This window comes from Pseudomonas sp. JUb42 (genome assembly GCF_024807945.1).
Lineage (GTDB): Bacteria > Pseudomonadota > Gammaproteobacteria > Pseudomonadales > Pseudomonadaceae > Aquipseudomonas.
In genome coordinates, this window is record NZ_JANUFD010000010.1 from 24355 (window position 1) to 46455 (window position 22101).

Here is a 22101-nt window from a genome sequence, read left to right on the forward strand (position 1 = left end):
CCACAGCGAAACGGGCTCTACATCAGGCAATACAACAACACGATATTGACCACCAGCATCGCCAGCGCCGTCGGCACCTGGGCCTTGATCACCGCATATTTGTCGGGCAATTCCAGCAATGCTGCCGGGACGATGTTGTAGTTGGCCGCCATGGGCGTCATCAGCGTGCCGCAGTAGCCGGAGAACATACCGATGGCCGCCATCACCGCCGGGTTGGCGCCGAATACGCCGACCAGTACCGGTACGCCGATGCCGCCGGTCATCACCGGGAAAGCGGCGAAGCCGTTGCCCATGACGATGGTGAACAAGGCCATGCCGAGCACGTAGACGGCGACCGCTACCAGGCGCCAGTCCATATTGATGTAGTGGGTCGCCAGGTGCGCCACGGCCTTGCCGACGCCGGCGTCATTGAACATCAGACCAAGCATGGCGAGCATCTGCGGCAATACCAGGGCCCAGCCCAGGGCTTCGGTCAGGCGCCGGGATTCGCGCATGGCCTGTACCGGCGTGTCGCGGGTCAACCAGCAGGCCAGGGCCAGGGCGATCAGACTGCCGATACCCAGGGACACGAAGGTGCTGTTGGCCGGGTCGAGCAAGGCGACGTCGCCGAACTTGACCTTGCTCAGGAACACCGCGCCAAACACGGTGACCAACGGAATCGCCAACGCCGGGATAAACAGCTTGTTCTTCAGGCGTCCGGCACTGGCACGACGGGCCGCATCCGGCAGGTCGTCGTGCTTGCCGAAGCCGACACCGCCAAATCCGGCGATGACCGCCATCACCAGCACACCGGCACCCACCACATCGGCAGGCAGGCGCTCACCGATCAGGAAGGCCACGGCGAACAATCCCCAGAACAACCCGGCGCTCCAGCGCTTGGGGTTACTGGCGTCGAGCAGGGTCATGACCGACGTGATGGCCAGGACGATCCCGGCCAACCAGTACAGGTATTGGATCGAGATAATCATTGGGTGCTCTCCTGGGCGGTGGCGATCGGCGTGGCGGCTTGCGGCAGGGCCTTGAGTTCGCGGCTCAGGCGCTGGTCGAAGCGATACAGGCGGATGGAATGGATGATGAACACGCTGATCGCCGTAGGGATGCCCCAGACCGCGATATGCATCGGTTCGACATCGATGCCGGCGCCGAGCAGGAAGGTGTGCATCAAGGCAATGGCACCGAAGGCGACAAAGATGTCTTCACCGAAAAACAGGCCGATATTGTCGGTGGCCGCACACAGGGCCAACAGCTTGATGCGGATGGCTTCCGGCAGCTTGCCGAAACGCGATTCCGCCGCGCCTTCGGCCATGGGCGCCAGCAAAGGACGGACCATCTGCGGATGCCCACCAAGGCTGGTCAAGCCCAGTGCTGCGGTGGTCTCGCGGACGAACAGGTAAGCGATCAACAACCGCCCGGCGGTGGCACCGGTGAAACGCGCGATCCAGTTCTGCGCATGCAGACGCAGGCCGTGGCGCTCCAGCAGGCCGATCACGGCCAGGGGCAGGAGGATGATCAGGGGCAAGGTGCGGGTCTTGATGAACCCGGCGCCGATGGTGCTGAGGATGGTGTCCAACGGCATGCTCGCGGCGAACCCGGTAGCGACTGCCGCCAGGGCGACCACCAGCATCGGGTTGAAGCGCAGGACAAAACCCAGAACGATAACCAGCACGCCCAGCAGCGGCCAGAGATTGATAGCGGTTTGCATAGGTAACGTCTCTTCGTTGTCAGCCTTGCGGGCTGGAAAAACGGCGGAAAACACATCGGGTGTCATCCCGGCTGACAGTTGTCACAGCAGGGATTGGGCCACTCTGGTCAAACACGGCAAACATCCGGATTGCAATGCTTGTGGAAGCGAGGCTTGCCCGCGAAACGGTCACAGCGGTGTGTCAGAAATACCGAGTCAGCGTTCTTCGCGGGCAAGCCACGCTCCCACAGAGATCCAAGGATCCAGTGTTCGCACAAGCTGTTACCAAAGCGGCAATGTGTAGCTGACAATCAGGCGGTTTTCGTCGAGGTCGTTACCGAAGTTGGAGCGCACGGTAGCGTTACGCCATTTGACCCCCAGGTTCTTCAGGGCGCCACTCTGGATCACGTAACCGATGTCCATGTTGCGTTCCCATTCCTTGCCTTCGCCGCCAGCGGCACGCTGTACGTTGTCGCCGGATACGTAGCGGGTCATGAAGGTCAGGCCAGGGATGCCCAGGGAGGCGAAGTCGTAGTCGTAGCGGGCCTGCCAGGAACGTTCATGGATGTTGGCGAAGTCGCCGATCTGGATAAAGTTGACCAGATACGGATCGCTGCCGGTGATGTAGGGGAACGGGTCGCTGCCGCTCATGCGCTGGTAACCGGCGCCGAACGAGTGAGCGTTGAGTTTGTAGGTGACCATGCCGCCCATGGCACGGTTGTCCAGATCGCGGAAATTGCCGTCTTCCGAGCTTTTCGAGTAACGCAGGTCGGTCTTCAGGCTCTGCCCGGCACCCAGGGGCAGAACATGCACCAGGCCGCCGTAATACTGGTCGTAGACATTTTCCAGTTGTGCGTAACGGGCACTCAGGGACAGTTGCGGAGTGATCTGGTAGTCGCCGCCGCCAAAGTTGAAGTCGTTGCTCAGGCCGCCGATGCGGTTGGCGGTCATTTCGGTAAAGTCGGTGGAACTGTTGGCCTTGATCCGGTCAATGTGACCGCCGATAAACTTGAAGTTGGTCAGGTCCTGAGAAGTGACCAGGCCGCCGCGGAAGGTCTGCGGCAACAGGCGGGTATCGTTGGAGGACACCACCGGATCGCGGAAGAACAGCGTGCCGACTTTCAGTTCAGTCTTGGAGATCTTGGCCTTGGCGGTCAGGCCCAGTTTGGCGTAGTCATCCTGGGAACCGCCGGAAGACAGATCCGCTGGCAACAGGCCGGTACCTGCCGTACCCGAACCGGAGTCGAGCTTGAGGCCGACCATGCCCAGGGCGTCCAGGCCGAAACCGACGGTGCCGGCGGTGTAGCCCGATTGCAGACGCAGCAGGAAGCCCTGTGCCCACTCTTCAGCCTTGTCCCGGGCGCCGCTCTGGCGGAAGTCACGGTTGAAGTAGAAGTTGCGCGCTTCCAGTTCGCCCTTGCTGTCGGCGAGAAAATCCGCCTGAGCCTGCAGGCCGTAGCCCAATGTGCTGGTACCCAGTGCAAGCGCACAGAAAACCTTGAGTTTATGCTCGTACATTTACAGCCTCCCCTTGAGCGCACAGCGGCGTTGGGCCGTCTGCTGGCAGAGCGCATTTGTTATTGAAATGGCGCGGCACAAGGAGCCGTCACCCCGAAGGCCTGTCCCTGCTGGCTTTACGCTGCGGGGGTGACCTCTCTCGTCGGGGTCAATCTTTCGGCAAGGTGGCGTTTTGCGTCCAACGGGAAAAAACCGCTATGCCTCATAAGAATTTCTTTTCACTGTCTGGCATATAACCTGCAATTTCCTATGGATATGCATTGGCCTTTTGAAGCAGGAATCCCCCGTTGAACCTTAAATTTCTGGAAACATTCGTCTGGGTCGCGCGCCTGAAAAGCTTCCGGCTGACGGCGGAAAAACTCTTCAGCACCCAGGCGTCGATTTCCAGCCGTATCGCCGCCCTGGAGGACGAAATGGGCGTGCGCCTGTTCGTGCGCGACTCCAAGGGTGTGTCCCTGACACCCGAAGGACAGCGGGTGCTGGAATACGCCGAGCACATGATGGATACGATGCAAAGCATGAAGGCGGCGATCAAGGATCCGCGCCAGGTGCGCGGGCGGATACGCATCGGGGCAATGGATACGGTCATACACACTTGGCTCAGCCCGCTGGTAACACGCTTGATGAAGTGTTACCCGCTACTGGAGATCGAGCTGACCGCCGACACCGCCAGCAACCTCTGTGCGCAACTGGAAAAGGGTTATCAGGACATCATTTTCCAGACCGACATGCTGCGTTTCGACAGCGTGCGCAATGCCGTGCTGATCCGCTATCCGATGCACTGGGTGGTGCCCACCGGCTCGCCGTACGACCGCACTTACGAGTCACTGGAAGAGCTGTCCCAGGAGCGCATCGTCACTTTCTCGCGTAACTCGCGGCCCCATCAGGACATCCTCAACCTGCTGCACAATGCCAATATCATCAACCCGCGGATCAACTGCGTGAACTCGGCCTCGGCCATCACCCGCCTGGTACGGGACGGCTTCGGCATCGGCGCCATGCCCGCACAACTGGTGCGCGGTGAACTGGCCCAGGGCGTATTGACCCTGCTCAACGACATCGCCTTGCCCTCGGTGATGGACATCGTCGCCAGCTGGCGCAGTGGCGCGGGGATGGAGTTGGTGGAAGATATCGTCAGCTTGACCCGGGAAGTGGTCGAGGAATTTCACGCCGAATCGCCGCGCGGGGCGGTGCCTTATGTGTTGGATGTTCTGTAGCCCTTTCAGCCACTCACGCAAAACGATGTGAGAGAAAATTCTGTGGGAGCGAATTCATTCGCGAAAAGGCCGGTAGATTCGACGCATCTTCATCGCCTGGAACACCGCTTTCGCGAATGAATTCGCTCCCACAATTTGCCTTATCACCACCTCTTTGCGCACCTGATTGGCGCACCTTATAGATAGCAGAAGCACTTGCGCGCCCCATCACTGCCCACAAAAAAAACCAATGCCCGCCCCGTCTTTTTTCTCGTTCGACAAAGCCCTTCGCCTCATTAAACCTGCAAGTCGGGTTTGCCAGCATTGATCACGGGAGGCGTCATGCGCATGTCACTAAAGTTCGGCCACAAGATTCTGTTCGGCGCCTGCCTGATCGTAGTCGTGGTGTTTCTATCCTTTGCCCTGTTCAACGACTATCGCCAGAGCACCAGTACCCGCGAGGCGCTGCAACGCAACTTGCAGGGCATGGGCAAGGTGTTGGGCATCAATATCGAGAGCTGGCTATCGGGACGGATTCTGTTGTTGCAAGGCGTGGCCGAAAGCATGGCCGCTGAGCCAACGCCGGAGAACATTGCGCGCCTGCTGGAGCAGGACATCGTCACCTCAACTTTTGTTGCCAGCTATGTCGGCCTGGCTGACGGGCGCTTCGTCATTCGCCCGCAGCGGGTCATGCCCGATGGCTTCGATGCCCGCCAGCGACCCTGGTACAAGGATGCTGCCCAGAGCCTCAAGCCGGCGTTGACCGAACCCTATATCGGCGCAGGCACGGATTATCTGGTGATGACCCAGGCGGTGCCGATCAACGCCAAGGGCCAGGTCGCCGGGGTGTTGGGCGCTAACCTCAGCCTGGAGCAACTGGCCAGGATCATCAACGCCGTAGACCTCAACGGTATCGGCTATGCGTTCCTGGTCAGTGCCGACGGCAAGATTCTGGTGCACCCGGACAAGGCCCTGGTGACCAAAACCCTGGCCCAGGCCTTCCCCAATGGCGCTCCGACAATCAGTAGCGACTTCAGCGAAGTCGAGGAAAACGGCGCCACCCGCATCATCACCTTCACGCCGATCGGTGGGCTGCCATCGGTGAAGTGGTCGATCGGTCTGTCCGTGGATAAAGATAAAGCTTACGCCGCGCTGCATGAATTCCGTCGCTCGGCGCTGATAGCAACTATCGTCGCCGTGCTGGTCACCCTGGCCTTGCTCGGCCTGCTGATCCAGGCGCTGCTGCGCCCGCTGCACAGCATGGGTAAGGCCATGGAATCCATTGCCGAAGGTGAAGGCGATCTGACCCAACGCCTGAACAGCCAGTCCAGAGATGAGTTCGGCGTACTGGCCCAATCCTTCAACCGTTTTGTCGAGCGCATCCAGCAGTCCATCGGCCAGGTGCTGACTTCCAGCAGCCAGGTGACCGCCCTCGCCACTCGGGTCAGCCAGGCGTCGCACTCGTCACTGGACAGCTCCGACGCCCAGGCCGCCCTGACCCATAACGTCGCCGCGGCAATCAATCAGTTGGGCGCCGCCGCCCAGGAAATCGCCCAGAACGCCGCCCATGCCTCCCACCGCGCCGCCGATGCCCGGGAGCAGACCGAGCATGGTCGGCAAGTGGTCGAGCGCAGCCTGCTGGCGATGTCGCAGCTGTCATCCCAGGTGATCAGCACCCGCCAGGACATCGAGAGTCTCAACGACAAGACCCTGCGCATCGGCCGTATCCTCGATGTGATCAAGGGGATTTCCGACCAGACCAATCTGCTGGCCCTCAACGCCGCCATCGAAGCAGCAAGGGCCGGGGACGCCGGACGCGGCTTTGCCGTGGTCTCCGATGAAGTACGCAGCCTGGCCCAGCGCACCCAACAGTCGGCCAATGAAATCCAGAGCATGATCGAGGAATTGCAGGTCGGTGCCAGCAGTGCGGTCACCGCCATGCTCGCCAGCCAGCGCCACAGCGATGACAACGTCAAGACCGCGCACTTGGCCGGGGAACGCCTGAACAGTGTGCTGGCAGGGATCGGCGAGATGAACGAGATCAACGTCTCCATGGCCGCCGCAACGGAAGAACAGACCTCAGTGGTGGATAACCTGGACCGGGATATCAGCCATATCACCGACCTGAACCAGGCCATGGTCGGTAACCTGAAGTCGACGTTGCAGGCGTGTACCGAACTGGAAGATCAGTCGAAGCGGTTGCAGCAACTGGTCAATACCTTCCGTATCTAAAACTTGGACCTCACACTTTACGCTCCCCCAGTGGGACCGGCTTTAGCCGGGAAAAGGCCGGTACAGGCAAAACATCTTCGGTGTCAGAGCCATTGCCTTCCCGGCTGAAGCCGGTCCCACAAAAAACCCGTTCAAGCCAAGACAGTCGCCAACATCACTCCCCCCGATGCCGGATAAAGGTATCCAGCAGCCAGGTTCCCGCCGGCCCCAGGCTGCGCTGGCGCGACCAGATCACGTCCACTGCCGAGCTGCGCGGCCAGCCGGGAACGTCGAGTTCCTTCAGCCGCCCGCCCGCATACCCCGAGACCAGCCAGCGCGGCAACGCCGACCAGCCGAAGCCGAACGCTGCCATATCCATCAGCAGCAAGTAATTGGGCGCCGACCAACTGCGATGGCCGCTGGTGGGCAGGTCGTCGGTGGGCACACCCTGGTCGACCAGGGTATTCAGGCGCAGGGCGCGATAGCCTGCCAGCTTCTGATAATCCACCGCCGTCTCTGCTGCTAGCGGATGTTTATGACCGACGAACAGACCGAAATCGGCGCGTTCGGCAATGGTCGCGTAGCCGACTTCCGGCGGATAAGCCGCTTGCGCCGACAGTAACCCCAGTGAAGCGCGGCCCGACTGGATCAGGTTGATCGCATCGCCGTGCTCGGCAAACACACATTCCAGCTCAAGCTCGGGAAAGCGCTCGTCCAGTTCGCTCATGCGCGCTTCGAAGTCGGTAAAGGGGTTGGCATCGGACAGCACCAGGGTCAGGCGCGGCTCCATGCCCTCGGCCAGGCGCCCGGCGGCGCGGCGCAGTTTGTCCGAGGCAGCGAGCACATCCTCGATACGACCGAGCATCGCCCTGCCTGCTTCGGTCAGCACCGGGTGCCGGGCAGATCGATCGAAAAGCTCCAGGCCCAGATCGATTTCCAGGCGGGCAATGGCTTCGCTGACGGTGGACTGGCTCTTGCCCAGACGCCGCGCCGCCGCGCTGAAAGAACCCAGGGCAACGGTCTGGGCAAACGCCTCAAGCGCTTCGGGGGAGTAATTCATATATCGGTTTTTCCGATGGAGACCATTTTCACTGTAACGCAAGGACCGATGACAATGCAGGCCTGTTTCGCATCAAGAGAAAACCTGTCATGCCTGCCAAGGGGAAATCCCTCAAAGAACGCGCCTTCCATGCCCTGCTGTTCGAGATCATCGGCGTGCTGCTGTTCGCGCCATTGCTCGCCTGGCTCATGGATCATTCATTGAGCCGCATGGGCGCCATGACGGTGATGGTGTCAACTGCTGCCATGCTCTGGAATATGCTGTTCAACAGCCTGTTCGACCGCTTGCGGGCGCGGCTGCAACTGGCCATGTCCATGGGCCTGCGCGTGCTGCATGCCTTGGCGTTCGAGGGGGGATTGGTGCTGGTGGTGGTGCCGCTGGCGGCGTGGTGGCTGTCGATCAGCCTGTGGGATGCGTTGTTGCTGGATATCGGCCTGCTGTTGCTGTTCTTGCCATATACCCTGATGTTCAACTGGCTCTACGACACCCTGCGTGAGCGCCTGGCGCCCGCAGGGGGCGCCAGGGCAGCAGAGCGTTAAGCGGATTCAGGCAGGAACAGATACGGCGAGTGCGCCAGGCCGGCCTGGAGCTGTTTGGTGCCTTCGTCGGCGAACACTTCTTCCTTGCCCGCTTCCAGGGCGTCGAGGGTTTCAATGGCCACGGACTGCGGGGAAACCTTCGGCGCATCGAGGCCTTGGGTCAGGTCGGTGTCGACGAAGCCCACATGGAGACCCAGCACCTGGATGGCTTTCTCGCGAATGTCCATGCGCAGGGCGTTGGTAAAACTCCAGGCGGCTGACTTGCTCGCACAATAGGCAGTCAGGATCGGCAGCGAAACCCAGGTCGCGTTGGACAACACATTGACGATGGCACCGCCGCCATTGGCCTCAAGCACCGGGACAAAGCCCTGGCTCATGCGGATCACGCCGTAGTAGTTGGTTTCGAAGAAGCGCCGCGAGTCCTCGATCACCGCCGCATCCAGGGAATTCTCCCGTACGCCGGCGATACCGGCGTTGTTGACCAGCAGCGTGACATCGCCGCACTGGGCAACGGCTGCGGCCACCGAGGCGTCGTCGGTCACGTCGAGCTTGACCGCTACCACGCCCGGAATGTTGACGCCCTCGGGGTTACGTACCCCGGCATAGACCTTTTTCGCCCCGCGGGCGAGCAGCTCCTGGGCGAAGGCCAGGCCGATACCGCGGTTGGCGCCGGTGACGAAAGCGATGGAGTCTTTGACTTGCATGATGTTGCCCCTGCTGGAATGGGTGGCGAATAGGTTGGCGATCAATTGGATTATGATCGTAATCTTATAGGATAATGCCGGGTCCGCCCGCGAATCGCAAGGGGGTTTATCGGGTTACGACGAGAGTTACTGGTCTTCCCAGGGCAAAGCCTTGCCCGCCCGGACTTGAGCGTTGATCGAGCGCAGCAGGTCCAGGGGATCGCGATCAGTGCGCGCGTGGCTCTGCTCATCGACCCAGGTCGACACCTGGTGCCGGTCCAGGCCGGGGCGCAGATGGAGGATCTCCACCAGTTGCCGCTCACATTGCTGGGCGTAGGCCACTACGCTGGAAAACAAAGGGCTGTTCATATATGCGGGGGTCCTCGTCGTTCGTCCACCAGCGACATCAATATGCCAGTAGCGCCGCGCGGGTGCACCTGCCTTGAGCGGCGCGCGAAGCCGGTGCTACCATTCGCAACCGCCGGGCCGGCAAGGAATCAACGGGTTTATGAGCAGTATTCGCGAGCGCAACAAAGAGCTGATCCTGCGCGCAGCCAGCGAGGAATTTGCCGACAAAGGCTTCGCTGCCAGCAAGACCAGCGATATCGCGATCAAGGCCGGGCTGCCCAAGCCCAACGTCTATTACTACTTCAAGTCCAAGGAAAACCTTTATCGCGAGGTGCTGGAAAGCATCATCGAACCGATTCTGCGCGCCTCCACACCGTTCAATCGCGACGGCGTCCCGGCCGATGTCCTGAGCGCCTACATCCGCTCCAAGATCCGCATTTCCCGCGACCTGCCCTTTGCTTCCAAAGTCTTCGCCAGCGAAATCATGCACGGCGCACCGCACCTGACGCCTGAACAGGTGCAGCAGCTCAACGGCCAGGCCAAGCACAATATCGACTGCATCCAGGCCTGGATCGACAGCGGCCAGATCGCCCCCATCGACCCTCATCACCTGATGTTCAGCATCTGGGCCGCGACCCAGACCTACGCCGACTTCGACTGGCAGATCTCCAGCGTCACCGGCAAGGACAAGCTCGACGACAGCGATTACGAAGCCGCGACCCAGACCATCATCCGGCTGGTGCTCAAGGGGTGTGAGCTGGATCGGGTGTAGACCTGTGTTCAGCTGGCGCAGAGATGTGGAAGCAGAACCTGTGGGAGCGAATTCATTCGCGAATAGGCCTGTATATCCAATAAATCTGCTTCGTCTGGGATACCGCTTTCGCGAATGAATTCGCTCCCACCAGATTATTCCACCTGCCAAGTATTTGCTGCGCTCCCACAGCACTCGCTCCAGATCCATTTTCAAAGCCATAAAAAAACCCGCCGAAGCGGGTTTTGGTGTGACCATCCAACATCCTGTCGGCTGCCGTCCTGACAATGGTCGATCGTCCTTGATCCCGCAGCGCTTCCTTGGCTGCGGTTGTTGGATCCAATCTTACCGCTATCCGAAAAAATGGCAATAGCGCGAAACACCCTCTCGTCGTGTAAGACTTTAGCCATATACGCCTACGCTCTAGAAAGAAAAATCTCACATCACTCTCAGATTTGTAGTGTGATAGCCGAAAGCCTTTAAAGCCCCAATAAAAACACTACGAGGCCGCGATCATGACCATGCGCAACTTCTCCATCAGCCGCCGTCTGTGGCTGATTCTCATCGTATCGTTGCTGATGCTGTTCACCCTCGCCGCCGTGATGCTCAAGCAGGTGCATACCGACCTGTATGAGGCCAAGGCGCAGAAAACCATGCACCTTGTGCAGGCAGCCAGTGGGGTTCTCGACTATTACAACGGCCTGGAAAAGGCCGGCACCCTGACGCGCGAACAGGCCCAGCAACAGGCCCTGAGCGCGGTTCGCGGGCTGCGTTACAACCAGACCGACTATTTCTGGATCAACGATCTGCGCCCGGTGATGATCATGCACCCGGTCAGCGCCAAGCTCGAAGGCCAGGATCTTTCCGCCATCCGCGACCCGGACGGCTTCGCGGTGTTCAACGAAATCGTCGCAGTGGCCAAGAGCAAGGGCGCCGGTCCGGTCAACTATCGCTGGCCCAAGCCCGGCGCCAGCGAGCCGGTGCAGAAGACTTCCTACGTACAATTGTTCGCACCCTGGGGCTGGATCATCGGTTCGGGCGTGTATGTCGATGACGTGGTCGCCGAGTTCCGCCAGCAGATGATGTATGCCGCGCTGGTCAGTGCGGTGATCATGCTGTTCATGGGCCTGTTGGTGGTGATGATCGCGCGCAGCATCGTCAAGCCGTTGCAGGTCACTGTGGGCGCCATGGCCAATATCGCCAGCGGCGAGAGCGATCTGACCCGTGCCCTGGACACCCACGGCAGCGACGAAGTCAGCCAGTTGGCCAGACACTTCAACGACTTCACCGCCAAGCTGCGCGGGGTCATCAACCAGTTGCAACAATCAGCGACCAGCCTCGGCCAGGCCTCCAGCGCCATGGGCAATGATTCCGCCCAGGCCCTGAGCCGCAGTCAGCAGCAGTCCCAGCAAATGGATCTGGTGGCCACCGCCGTCAACGAAGTGACCTATGGCGTGCAGGACGTGGCGAAAAACGCCGAGCATGCCGCCAAGGAAATGCGCGATGCCGAAGCCCAGGCTAATCAGGGCCAGGTCAATATCGACAGCAGTCTGCGCCAGATCGACCACCTGTCCGGGACCATCGAGCAGGCAGTGGAAGTGATCCGCACCCTGTCCAGCGAAAGCACGCAGATCGGCGGTGTACTGGAGGTGATCAGTTCGATTGCCGAACAGACCAACCTGTTGGCCCTCAACGCTGCCATCGAGGCGGCCCGGGCCGGTGAGCAAGGCCGCGGCTTTGCCGTGGTCGCCGACGAAGTCCGCCTGCTGGCCCAGCGTACGCAGAAGTCCACGGCGGAAATCCAGGGCATGATCGAGCGCCTGCAGACGCACTCTAACGCGGCGGTAAAAGTGATCGGCGACAGCAGCCGTTCCTCGCAACTGACCATTGAGCAGGCCAACCTGGCCGGGCAAAGCCTGGGCTCGATCATTCAGGCACTGCGCAACCTCAACAGCCTCAATACCTCCATCGCCAGTGCGACCCTGGAGCAGTCCCATGTGGTCGAGGACATCAATCAGAACGTGACCCAGGCCGCGCAGCTATCGCAAAGCACCGCGCTGGCCGCCGAGCAGTCCAGCACCGCGAGCCTGCACCTCAAGGACCTCAGCGAGCAGTTGAACAGCCTGCTGCGCCAGTTCAAGGTCTGAGTCCATTTCCCCCAGGCCGGGCCTCAGGGTTGCGTTGGCAAGCGCAATCCCTCAGGCTCTGGCCCTCTTCACTGGGGACATAACTTCATGGACAACAACCTCAGTCGGCGCGAGCAACTGCGCATCGTCATTTTCCAGACCGACACCCCTGCCGGACGACGCTTCGACCAGGCGTTGCTGGTCATCATCCTGTGCAGCCTGTTTATCGTCATTATCGACAGTATCGAGTCGGTCCATCGCAACTACGCCGACCAACTGGCCTGGATCGAATGGGGCTTCACCGCCGTCTTCGCCATCGAATACGCCCTGCGCCTGTACTGCTCGCCCCGGCCTCTGCAATACGCCTTCAGCTTCTACGGCCTGGTCGACCTGCTGGCCATCGTGCCGGGCATCCTGGCCATCTATTACGCCGACGCCCAATACCTGCTGATCGTGCGCATCATCCGCATGCTGCGGATCTTTCGGGTGCTCAAGCTCGGGCCTTACCTGAAACAGGCCAATTACCTGCTGTCAGCGTTGCGCGGCAGCAAGCAGAAGATCATCGTCTTTCTGGTCTCGGTCTCGACCCTGGTGGTGGTGTTCGGCACCCTGATGTACGTGATCGAAGGCCCTGAACACGGCTTTACCAGTATTCCCATGGGCATCTACTGGGCCATCGTCACCCTGACCACCGTGGGCTTCGGCGATATCGTGCCCAAGACCACTCTGGGGCAAATGCTCTCGTCTCTGGTGATGATCACCGGCTACTCGATCATCGCCGTACCCACCGGCATCTTCACCGCCGAACTGGCCAATGCCATGCGCGGCGACCAGTTGCAGCGCGACTGCCCGGTATGTACCAAAAACAGCCATGAACATGACGCCGCATTCTGCTCGCGCTGTGGGAATGCGCTGTTCCCAGGGCCGGCAAAGAAAGCATAAGCAAATACGTTTTTAATCTTTAAAGGCCTATTGCAGTCCGGCTATAGTCGCGGCATTACGCTATCACCCACACAGAACGCATCGCAGGAGCGGCTTCAGCCGCGAGCACGCCCTCGCGGCTGAAGCCGCTCCTGCGGCGGGCACCACATCCGGTTTCATCTATTACAAGGAATGCGCAGTGAAAAAACTCTTCGCCGCCTCGCTACTGGCCGCAGGCATAGCCCTGAGCAGCGCCGCCATGGCTGCCCCTACCCTGCTTAACGTCTCCTACGACGTGATGCGCGACTTCTACAAGGACTACAACGCCGCCTTCCAGAAACACTGGGAAGCCGAGCACAAGGAAAACGTTGCGGTCCAGATGTCGTTTGGCGGTTCGAGCAAGCAAGCGCGTTCGGTGATCGACGGTCTGCCGGCTGATGTCATCACCATGAACATGGCCACCGATATCAACGCCTTGGCCGACAACGGCAAGCTGGTGCCGGATAACTGGGTCACCCGCCTGCCGAACAACAGCGCGCCGTTCACCTCGGCCACGGTCTTTATCGTGCGCAAGGGCAACCCGAAAGCCTTGAAAGACTGGTCCGACCTGGTCAAGGACGGCGTGGAAGTGGTAGTGCCTAACCCGAAAACCTCGGGCAACGGCCGCTATACCTACCTCTCCGCCTGGGGCTACACCCTGAAGAATGGCGGCGATGAAGCGGCGGCGAAGAAATTCGTCGGCGAACTGTTCAAGCACGTCCCGGTACTGGATACCGGCGGCCGTGGTGCAACCACTACCTTCATGACCAACCATATCGGCGACGTGCTGATCACCTTCGAAAACGAAGCTGAAATGATCGCCCGCGAGTTCGGCCGCGATCAGTTCGAAGTGGTCTACCCAAGCGTTTCCGCCGAAGCCGAGCCGCCGGTCTCTGTGGTCGATACCGTGGTCGACAAGAAAGGCAGCCGTGCTCTGGCCGAAGACTACCTGAAGTACCTCTGGTCCCCCGAAGGCCAGGAAATTGCTGCGAAGAACTACCTGCGTCCACGCGACCCGGCTGTACTGGCGAAATACACCGACCGCTTCCCGAAAGTTGACTTCCTCTCGGTAGAGAAAACCTTTGGCGACTGGCGCACGGTGCAGAAGACCCACTTTGTTGATGGTGGGGTGTTTGATCAGATTTATCCGGGGAAATAATCCCTGACTGGAGATGGCTGCGGTGTATCAGATACATCGCATGTCCTGCAGGAACCCACTGGGGTTTACCGAACGCTTCGCACTCGATCGCCACCCAGGCGGTTCTCCCACCCGATTCAATTCCCGAACTGACGACTCAATCCCGGTGGTACACCATGTCCATCAGTGGCTTGCCATGGGCCGTCGGGGCTCAGGGCCCAGGTCCAGCCGTTGTCCCAGCGGTAGTAGGTACGCTGGCGGTAGAAGGTGTTGCTGGCGTTATCCAGTACGTGCACGCCCAGGCGCTCGTCCCAGTGGCTATGGCCGCCAGGAGGGGGGGCGAAGTGGCTGGAAGTTTTCTGCGGGGCTGCGGGGGTTTGTGGCGTGGTGCCGCGTGGAGTGCTGGGCTGGGAGGACGGCAGGCTCGGGATCGGCTGCTCGCTGCGTGGCGCCTGGGGCTGTACCGCACAGGCACTTAATCCCATAACCATGGCCAACAAACTGATACGGGCGGTGCGGTACATGGTGAACTCCCTGCTGTCGAATTGAATGGGATCTAATCAAACTACGCCTGCCCGGCTGAATTACCGGGCTCGTGTGGGAGCGAATTCATTCGCGAAGAGGCCGGTAGACTCAATACATCTTCGGCGCCTGAAAGATTGCTTTCGCGAATAAATTCGCTCCCACAGGTCGGGGCAGGATTGCCTGCAAAAACCCCGGCAATTATTGATCAGGGCTATCGATAGTCAGTGTCTGGGGTTCGGTCACGCTGCTGGCCAACGGCTTGCTGCGCCCTACCCACTCACCGGCGGTCGGTTGCCCCGCGCGGGATACCCGCGCCAGAAGTTGGACTTCAGGGAAGTTCGACAGTTTCAGCTGCGGCATCATTGCATCGGCATCGCCCAGTTCGACGTCCACTGGCAGGTCGGCCACAGTGACTCGCTTGACGGCCAGCGGCGCTGGAGGGCCGGACACGGCGCGGGCAAAGATGAACACGCTGTCTCCCGGCGCGACCTTGGCCTTGAGTTCCGGCGCCAGATCAACGCGGACCTTGATCAGGGCTGTCTTGGCCGCAACGGGCGCCGCAACCTTGCCGCCAATGGCCGTCAGCCGTTCGCTGGCGCGGTCGATACCGCCCTGCAGCGCCGAGCGCGATGGATCATTGGCCGGCAGTACGGCGAGCAGGCGAGTCCAGTAATCCACTGCCTGTTGGTAACGCTCGCTCTCGAAGGCGGCGATACCGAGCAGACCGAGACTGGTGACTTCCCGTGGGTCGGCCTTGAGCGCTTCATCGGTGAGGGCCTGGACTTGCGCCGTGAACTTCTTGTCGGCAGCGAAATACAGCGCCTGTGCCCACTGCCCGAGCAGTTCAGGCTGACGCCCGGCCAGAGCCACGGCACGCTCGAACATCGCCGCGCCGTCGGCCGGGCGATCCTGGGCCATATAGGTGCGGGCGAGGAAGTAAACACTTTCCGCAGAGTCCGGTTGCGCCTTGACCGCCCGCTCCAGGCGCTGGGTCATTTCGCCGATGGACGCCGGCGGCTGGGCGAATTCACGGGTCAGCTCGACCTTGTCGCTGGCGCCGAAATGCAGGTACAGCCCAAAGCCCAGCACTGGCACCAACACGGCAGCCAGCAGCGGCAGCGGCTTGCCCAGGCGCGAAGTGCGGGCGGTATCGGCGCCTTCGGTATCGGTCAGCAGCTCACGGGCGGCCTCGGCGCGGCCGCTTTCCAGCTGCGCCTCACTCAGCACGCCGTCGGCCTGCTGGCCTTGCAGCTCGGCGATACGCTCCTGATACAGGGCAACGTTAAGGGCGGTGCGATCTTCTTCACGCTGGGCACGACGGCCACGCAGCACAGGGATCAACAGGAAACTCAGGGCCACCAGCAACAGCAGGCCGGCCGCCAGCCAGAAATCAGTCATTCGCGGTTTTTATCCAACAGATGGGCGAGGCGCTCGCGCTCCTCGTCAGAAAGAACGTCAACATCCCTGCGGCCCTGGCTGCGACGCCGTGCGACGATCATGGCAATCACCAGCACGCCGCCGAGCAGCAGCCCGGCCGGTCCAAACCACAACAGCCAGGTACGGGCGCTCAGGGCCGGTTTATAGCGAACGAAATCGCCATAGCGGTCGACCATGAAATCGATGATCTGCTGATTGCTCTGGCCTTCGCCGAGCATGCGGTAGATCTCGCGGCGCAGGTCAGCGGCAATCGGCGCATTGGAGTCGGCGATGTCCTGGTTCTGGCACTTGGGGCAGCGCAGTTCCTTGGTCAGCTCGGCGTAACGGGCACGCTCGGCCTCATCACGAAAGGTGTAGGCATCAATGGCAGCGTGGGCCAAGGTGACAAGCCCGAGGCTCAGTACGGCAGCGGTCAGCAGGCGCTTGATCATTTCGCTTCATCCACCAGGGCTTGATAGCGACTGGCCAGTTGCTCACGCCAGACAGTGTCGTCGATCACGCCGACATGCTTGTAGCGGATGATGCCTTTGCTATCGATCAAGAAGGTTTCCGGTGCGCCGTAGACCCCCAGATTGAGGCCCAGGCTGCCGTCTTCGTCACGGATGTTGAGCAGATACGGGTCATGGAACTCCTTGAGCCACTTCAAGGCGTCGGCGTTGACGTCCTTGTAGTTGACGCCGTAGATCACCACCCCCTGCTGAGCCAGCCGGTTGAGCACCGGGTGCTCGGCGCGACAGGCCACGCACCAGGTGCCCCAGACATTGACCAGTGCCGGTTTGCCCAGCAGGTCGGCGCGGGTCATGAGCTTGTCGCTCTGCACGGCGGGCAGGGAGAACTCGGGGAACGGCTTGTCTATCAGCGCCGAAGGCAACTCGGCGGGGTCAAGATACAGGCCGCGATAAAGAAACAACGCCACGCCAAGAAACAGCGCCAGTGGCAACAGCATGATCCAGCGCTTCATGCCGCAACCTCCGCCAGGCCCAGAGCTTCACGAACCTTGCTCTTGACCTTGACCCGATAACGCCGGTCCAGAGCCGCGAGCAGCCCGCCCAGCGCGGTGATCAGGCCACCGAACCAGATCCAGCGCACGAACGGCTTGACGTGCACCCGCACCGCCCAAGCGCCGTTATCCAGAGGCTCACCCATGGCCACATAGAGGTCGCGGGTGAAACCGCCGTCGATACCGGCCTCGGTCATCATCGATTGTTGGACGCTGTACAAACGCTTTTCCGGATGCAGTACGGTGACCAGTTGACCATCACGCATCACACGAATGGTGCCGCGATCCGAAGTGAAGTTGGGGCCTTGATAATGCTTGGCGCCTTCAAAGACGAACCTATAGCCGCCCAGTTCGGTGGAGTCGCCGGGGGCCAGGCGCAAATCGCGTTCGGCGCTGTGCTGGCTGGACAGGACCACACCCAGAGCGCAAACCGCGATACCGATATGCGCCAGTTGCATGCCCCAGTAGCTGCGGGTCAGGCTGCGCATGCCCTTGAATAGACCCTTGTGGCGGGTCTTGTCGAGCAGGTCGCGAATGCCGGCCAGCAGCACCCAGGCAGCCAGGGCACAGGTCGCCAGCACCGCCCACTGGAAATCGCCGAGGGCAAAACCGGCGATGGCAGCGAGCACGGCTGTGCCCACCAGTACCGGAGCGAGCATGCTTGCCAGCCATTTGACCGGGGTGTCTTTCCAGCGCACCAGTACGCCTACTGCCATGACCAGCATCAGCAGCGCCATCAACGGTACGAACAGAGCGTTGAAGTACGGTGGACCGACCGACATCTTCGCCCCGCTCATGGCGTCCAGCACCATGGGGTAGAGGGTGCCGAGCAGGATCATCGATGCGGCGACTACCAGAATCAGGTTATTGCCCAGCAGCAGGGTTTCCCGCGACCACAGGCCAAAGCCGACATGGCTCTTCACCACCGGGGCGCGCAGGGCGAACAGGGTCAGCGAGCCGCCGACCACGAACAGCAGGAAGATCAGGATAAACACGCCGCGGGCCGGATCGGACGCGAAGGCATGCACCGAGGTCAGCACGCCGGAGCGCACGAGGAAGGTGCCGAGCAGGCTCAGGGAGAACGCGGCAATGGCCAGCAACACCGTCCAGCTCTTGAATACGCCGCGTTTTTCCGTAACGGCCAGGGAGTGGATCAGCGCCGTGCCCACCAGCCAGGGCATGAACGAGGCGTTTTCCACCGGGTCCCAGAACCACCAGCCACCCCAGCCAAGTTCGTAGTAGGCCCACCAGGAGCCCAGAGTGATGCCCACGCCGAGGAACGACCAGGCAACGATGGTCCAGGGCCGCGACCAGCGCGCCCAAGCGGCGTCGAGGCGACCGCCGAGCAAGGCGGCAATGGCGAAGGCGAAGGCCACGGAGAAACCGACATAACCCATGTACAGCATCGGCGGATGGACGATCAGGCCGATGTCCTGCAATAGCGGGTTAAGGTCGCGACCGTCAGCCGGGATCTGCGGCAGGATGCGGCTGAACGGGTTGGAGGTGACGATCAGAAACAGCAGGAAGCCAACGCTGATCATGCCCATTACCGCCAGTACCCGCGCCAGCATGACCTGAGGCAGTTGCCGGGAGAATACCGAGACGGCGAAGGTCCAGCCGCCGAGAATCAGCGCCCACAGCAACAGAGAGCCTTCATGGGCGCCCCACACTGCGCTGAACTTGAAGTACCAGGGCAAATGGCTGTTGGAGTTCTCTGCAACATAGGCGACGGAGAAGTCATCGTTCATGAACGACCAGGTCAGGCAGCCGAAGGCAAATACCAGAAAGGCAAATTGGCCCCAGGCCGCTGGCTGGGCCAGGCCCATCCATTGCCGGTCACCGCGCCAGGCGCCCCACAGGGGCAAGCTGGCCTGCACCATGGCAAAGCACAGCGCCAGAATCATGGCCAGTTGGCCGAGTTCAGGAATCATCGTTCTTTACCCTTGTTTCGCAGGTGGGGTGGAGTCCGGGCCAGCCTGGCCGCTTTCCTTCAGGGCCTTGGTCACTTCGGGGGGCATGTACTTCTCGTCATGCTTGGCCAGCACTTCATCGGCAACGACAACGCCATCACTGTTGAGCTTGCCCAGAGCGACGATGCCCTGCCCTTCACGGAACAGATCCGGGAGGATGCCGCGATAGGTGATGGTCACCGACTTGTTGAAATCCGTGACCACAAACCGAACATCCAGGGAATCAGCGGAGCGTTTCAGCGAGCCTTTCTCCACCATGCCACCGGCACGGATGCGCGTGTCGTGGGGCGCTTCGCCCGAGGCGATCTGGGTCGGGGTGTAGAACAGGTTGATGTTTTCCTTCAGCGCACTAAGGGCCAGGGTGACGGCAATACCGACCCCGGCGAGGATCGCGACGATGATCAACAGGCGCTTCTTGCGCAACGGATTCACTTACGGTTCTCCCAGCGCAGACGTCGCGCTTCTTGTTGCAGGTAACGCCGACGGGCCAGCAACGGCAACGCCACATTGAGGATCAGCACGGCGACACAGATGCCATAGGCCGACCAGACAAACAGAGCATGATGCCCCATCGCCAGAAAATCGCTGAATGAAACAAAACTCACAATGGCTCCCCTTGCTCTGCCGGGTGGCCGAGGCTTTTGCGCACTTCAGCCTTGACCCAACTGGCCCGCGCCTCACGCTTGAGCACTTCCAGGCGCATGCGCAACAGCAGTACCGCGCCAAAAAAACAGTAGAACCCGAGCACTGTGAACAGCAGCGGCAGCCACATTTCGGCGGGCATCGCCGGTTTTTCCGTGAGGCTGAACGTGGCGCCCTGATGCAGGGTGTTCCACCATTCAACCGAATACTTGATGATCGGTATATTGACCACACCGACAATAGCCAGCACTGCGCAGGCCTTGGCCGCGCTGTCACGGTTGGTAATGGCGTTACCCAGAGCGATCAGACCGAAGTACAGAAACAGCAGGATCAGCATCGAGGTCAGGCGCGCGTCCCAGACCCACCAGGCGCCCCAGGTCGGCTTGCCCCATATGGCACCGGTGATCAGGGCCACAGCGGTCATCCAGGCGCCGATGGGGGCTGCGCATTGCAGGGCGACGTCGGCCAGTTTCATCTTCCAGACCAGCCCGACCACACCGCACACCGCCAGCATCACGTAGCAGGACTGCGCCAGCATGGCCGCCGGGACATGGATATAGATGATGCGGAAGCTGTTGCCCTGCTGGTAATCCGGCGGCGCGAAGGCCAGGCCCCAGACGATACCGATACTGAGCAGCAACAAGGCGGCGACACTTAGCCACGGCAGCAGCCGGCCGCTGATGCCATAGAACCATTTCGGCGAGCCCAGTTTGTGGAACCAGGCCCAACTGATGCCGCGCTTGACGCTGCTATTCACACTGCCTTTCATCAGATTGCCTTTCATCACGGATGCAGGGTTCGGTAAGAGGCCCGACTATGCGGCGCGCTCCTCAAAACCTCAATTATTCACCGACACTGATCTTCAGGCCGGCGGCTATCGCAAAGGGTGCCAGGGTCACCGCCAGGGCGGTCAGACTGCCCAGCCACAACAGGTAACCGGTGGCAGGCATGCCCATCAGGGCCGCCTGCAACGCGCCGCTGCCCAGGATCAACACCGGGATATACAGCGGCAAAATCAACAACGCGAGCAACAGACCACCGCGCTTCAAACCAACAGTCAGTGCCGCGCCCACGGCGCCGAGCAGGCTGAGAATCGGTGTACCCAGCAACAATGAGGCCAGCAATACCGGCAGACATTGCGCCGGCAGGCCCAGCATCAGGGCCAGCAGCGGTGCCAGCAGCACCAGGGCCAGGCCGGAAAAAACCCAGTGTGCCAGTACCTTGGCCAATACCAGAAGAGCCAGAGGGTGCGGCGAAAGGACCCACTGTTCCAGGGAGCCGTCCTCGAAATCACTGCGAAACAGCCCATCCAGCGAGAGCAGCACCGACAGTAAGGCCGCCACCCACACCAACCCCGGCGACAGGCTTTGCAACAATTGCGTCTCGGGGCCTACCGCCAGCGGGAACAGCGCGATCACAATCGCAAAGAACACCAACGGGTTGGCCAGCTCCGCCGGACGACGAAACAGCAGACGTGCCTCGCGGGCGACGAGCAGAGTAAAGACATGACTCATACGGCCCACTGTCCCAGGTCAATGTCCCGATAACCTGTCGGCATACGGGTAAGGGTATGGTGTGTGGTCAGTACGACCATGCCGCCCTGCTCACAATGTTCGGCCAGGTGCGCTTCCAGTTGCGCGACGCCCTGCTTGTCCAGGGCGGTGAAGGGCTCATCGAGAATCCACAGCGCCGGGCTGTCCAGATACAACCGGGCCAGAGCCACCCGACGATGCTGCCCCGCCGACAAGGTGTGGCATGGCAGATCCTCAAAGCCGCGCAGGCCCACCGCTTCCAGCGCCTGGGCGATGGCAGTGCCATCGGCCGGACGGTGCAAGGCACAAAGCCAGGTCAGGTTCTCGGTCGGGGTCAGCAGCTCCTTGATCCCGGCAGCATGGCCGATCCACAGCAGTTGCCGGGCCAGCTCGGCACGTTGCTCGATCAACGGCCGGCCATTGAGCAGGATTTCACCGGCACTGGGCTGCATCAGCCCGCACAACAGACGCAGCAGGCTGGTCTTGCCGCTGCCGTTGGGGCCGCTGATCTGCAACATGTCGCCGGGAACGATCTGCAGCTCGAGGTTCTCGAACAACATGCGCCAGTCACGCTCGCACGCCAGGGCGGTTGCTTGCAGCAGGGGAAGAGGACGGCTCATAAGCTGATCCAGAAATCTGATGTGTAGGAGCTGCCGAAGGCTGCGAAAGGTTTCAGATCCATTCGCAGCCTTCGGCAGCTCCTACTTGGGGCGCGTTGGGCGTTGGCGGATCCGTCATCACACAAGAGGAACTCAAGTACCCCTTGAAATGGCCGTTATAGAGG

Annotated in this window: 23 protein-coding genes and 1 pseudogene; 8 read left to right on the forward strand and 16 right to left on the reverse strand. The window is 61.1% G+C overall.

All coding sequences use genetic code 11. From position 1 onward, the window contains the following. Positions 1-17: 17 nt before the first annotated feature. The 3 genes from M2401_RS19950 to M2401_RS19960 form a co-directional block, all read right to left on the reverse strand. Positions 18-968, reverse strand: a complete 951-nt coding sequence (locus M2401_RS19950) for a DUF979 domain-containing protein (protein WP_259105365.1) — start codon at positions 966-968, stop codon at positions 18-20. Beyond that, on the reverse strand, positions 965-1702 hold the full coding sequence (locus tag M2401_RS19955; RefSeq protein WP_259105366.1) for a DUF969 domain-containing protein: 738 nt from the start codon (positions 1700-1702) through the stop codon (positions 965-967). The genes M2401_RS19950 and M2401_RS19955 overlap by 4 nt, the downstream gene beginning before the upstream one ends. A gap of 261 nt (positions 1703-1963) precedes the next feature. Next, the gene (locus M2401_RS19960) at positions 1964-3199 is read right to left on the reverse strand and encodes an OprD family porin (RefSeq protein ID WP_259105368.1); all 1236 of its coding nucleotides are present in this window, start codon (positions 3197-3199) and stop codon (positions 1964-1966) included. Positions 3200-3486: 287 nt separating this feature from the next. Between M2401_RS19960 and M2401_RS19965 the strand changes: the two genes are divergently transcribed. The 3 genes and pseudogenes from M2401_RS19965 to M2401_RS34635 all read left to right on the forward strand — a co-directional run bounded on the left by M2401_RS19965 (position 3487) and on the right by M2401_RS34635 (position 6627). Continuing rightward, complete coding sequence (locus tag M2401_RS19965; RefSeq protein WP_259105370.1) at positions 3487-4416, forward strand: LysR family transcriptional regulator; 930 nt, start codon at positions 3487-3489, stop codon at positions 4414-4416. 327 nt (positions 4417-4743) lie between these two features. Next, positions 4744-5772: pseudogene (locus M2401_RS34630) on the forward strand (cache domain-containing protein); the annotation flags it as partial. A 45-nt stretch (positions 5773-5817) separates the two neighbouring features. Beyond that, complete coding sequence (locus M2401_RS34635) at positions 5818-6627, forward strand: methyl-accepting chemotaxis protein (RefSeq protein ID WP_409033959.1); 810 nt, start codon at positions 5818-5820, stop codon at positions 6625-6627. 154 nt (positions 6628-6781) lie between these two features. Here the strand turns inward: M2401_RS34635 and M2401_RS19975 are convergent, their stop codons facing one another. Further along, the gene (locus tag M2401_RS19975) at positions 6782-7666 is read right to left on the reverse strand and encodes a LysR family transcriptional regulator (RefSeq protein ID WP_259105375.1); all 885 of its coding nucleotides are present in this window, start codon (positions 7664-7666) and stop codon (positions 6782-6784) included. 89 nt (positions 7667-7755) lie between these two features. Here M2401_RS19975 and M2401_RS19980 point away from each other — a divergent pair, with 89 nt between their 5' ends. Further along, entirely contained in the window at positions 7756-8205 is a 450-nt protein-coding gene (locus M2401_RS19980; protein WP_259105377.1) for a multidrug/biocide efflux PACE transporter, read from the forward strand. On the opposite strand, the gene M2401_RS19985 is transcribed toward M2401_RS19980, so the two are convergent. Beyond that, positions 8202-8909, reverse strand: a complete 708-nt coding sequence (locus M2401_RS19985) for an SDR family oxidoreductase (protein WP_259105379.1) — start codon at positions 8907-8909, stop codon at positions 8202-8204. The genes M2401_RS19980 and M2401_RS19985 overlap by 4 nt on opposite strands. A gap of 126 nt (positions 8910-9035) precedes the next feature. Beyond that, positions 9036-9257, reverse strand: coding sequence for a hypothetical protein (locus M2401_RS19990; protein ID WP_259105381.1), 222 nt, complete (start codon positions 9255-9257; stop codon positions 9036-9038). A 139-nt stretch (positions 9258-9396) separates the two neighbouring features. Between M2401_RS19990 and M2401_RS19995 the strand changes: the two genes are divergently transcribed. From M2401_RS19995 to M2401_RS20010, 4 genes are all read left to right on the forward strand, one after another. Continuing rightward, positions 9397-10008, forward strand: coding sequence for a TetR/AcrR family transcriptional regulator (locus tag M2401_RS19995; RefSeq protein WP_259105383.1), 612 nt, complete (start codon positions 9397-9399; stop codon positions 10006-10008). Between the two features lie 494 nt (positions 10009-10502). Continuing rightward, positions 10503-12134: a methyl-accepting chemotaxis protein gene (locus M2401_RS20000; protein ID WP_310504142.1), complete on the forward strand. Its 1632-nt coding sequence runs from the start codon at positions 10503-10505 to the stop codon at positions 12132-12134. 87 nt (positions 12135-12221) lie between these two features. After that, the gene (locus tag M2401_RS20005) at positions 12222-13055 is read left to right on the forward strand and encodes an ion transporter (RefSeq protein ID WP_259105384.1); all 834 of its coding nucleotides are present in this window, start codon (positions 12222-12224) and stop codon (positions 13053-13055) included. A gap of 178 nt (positions 13056-13233) precedes the next feature. Then, on the forward strand, positions 13234-14232 hold the full coding sequence (locus tag M2401_RS20010) for a sulfate ABC transporter substrate-binding protein (RefSeq protein ID WP_259105386.1): 999 nt from the start codon (positions 13234-13236) through the stop codon (positions 14230-14232). Positions 14233-14348: 116 nt separating this feature from the next. On the opposite strand, the gene M2401_RS20015 is transcribed toward M2401_RS20010, so the two are convergent. From M2401_RS20015 to ccmA, 10 genes are all read right to left on the reverse strand, one after another. Beyond that, positions 14349-14735 (reverse strand): hypothetical protein, encoded by a 387-nt coding sequence (locus M2401_RS20015; protein WP_259105387.1) that lies wholly within the window; start codon positions 14733-14735, stop codon positions 14349-14351. A gap of 199 nt (positions 14736-14934) precedes the next feature. Beyond that, the gene (gene ccmI, locus M2401_RS20020) at positions 14935-16134 is read right to left on the reverse strand and encodes a c-type cytochrome biogenesis protein CcmI (protein WP_259105389.1); all 1200 of its coding nucleotides are present in this window, start codon (positions 16132-16134) and stop codon (positions 14935-14937) included. Further along, positions 16131-16604: a cytochrome c-type biogenesis protein gene (locus M2401_RS20025; protein ID WP_409033958.1), complete on the reverse strand. Its 474-nt coding sequence runs from the start codon at positions 16602-16604 to the stop codon at positions 16131-16133. Before M2401_RS20025 ends, ccmI begins: the two co-directional genes overlap by 4 nt. After that, positions 16601-17134, reverse strand: coding sequence for a DsbE family thiol:disulfide interchange protein (locus M2401_RS20030; RefSeq protein ID WP_259105390.1), 534 nt, complete (start codon positions 17132-17134; stop codon positions 16601-16603). Before M2401_RS20030 ends, M2401_RS20025 begins: the two co-directional genes overlap by 4 nt. Beyond that, the gene (locus M2401_RS20035) at positions 17131-19104 is read right to left on the reverse strand and encodes a heme lyase CcmF/NrfE family subunit (RefSeq protein ID WP_259105392.1); all 1974 of its coding nucleotides are present in this window, start codon (positions 19102-19104) and stop codon (positions 17131-17133) included. Before M2401_RS20035 ends, M2401_RS20030 begins: the two co-directional genes overlap by 4 nt. A gap of 6 nt (positions 19105-19110) precedes the next feature. After that, on the reverse strand, positions 19111-19575 hold the full coding sequence (gene ccmE / locus M2401_RS20040) for a cytochrome c maturation protein CcmE (RefSeq protein ID WP_259105393.1): 465 nt from the start codon (positions 19573-19575) through the stop codon (positions 19111-19113). Continuing rightward, complete coding sequence (gene ccmD, locus M2401_RS20045) at positions 19572-19748, reverse strand: heme exporter protein CcmD (protein ID WP_259105395.1); 177 nt, start codon at positions 19746-19748, stop codon at positions 19572-19574. Before ccmD ends, ccmE begins: the two co-directional genes overlap by 4 nt. Continuing rightward, complete coding sequence (locus M2401_RS20050) at positions 19745-20554, reverse strand: heme ABC transporter permease (RefSeq protein WP_259105396.1); 810 nt, start codon at positions 20552-20554, stop codon at positions 19745-19747. Before M2401_RS20050 ends, ccmD begins: the two co-directional genes overlap by 4 nt. A 73-nt stretch (positions 20555-20627) precedes the next feature. Then, positions 20628-21299: a heme exporter protein CcmB gene (gene ccmB / locus M2401_RS20055; RefSeq protein ID WP_259105397.1), complete on the reverse strand. Its 672-nt coding sequence runs from the start codon at positions 21297-21299 to the stop codon at positions 20628-20630. Continuing rightward, entirely contained in the window at positions 21296-21937 is a 642-nt protein-coding gene (ccmA, locus tag M2401_RS20060; RefSeq protein ID WP_259105398.1) for a cytochrome c biogenesis heme-transporting ATPase CcmA, read from the reverse strand. The genes ccmB and ccmA overlap by 4 nt, the downstream gene beginning before the upstream one ends. Positions 21938-22101: the final 164 nt, after the last annotated feature.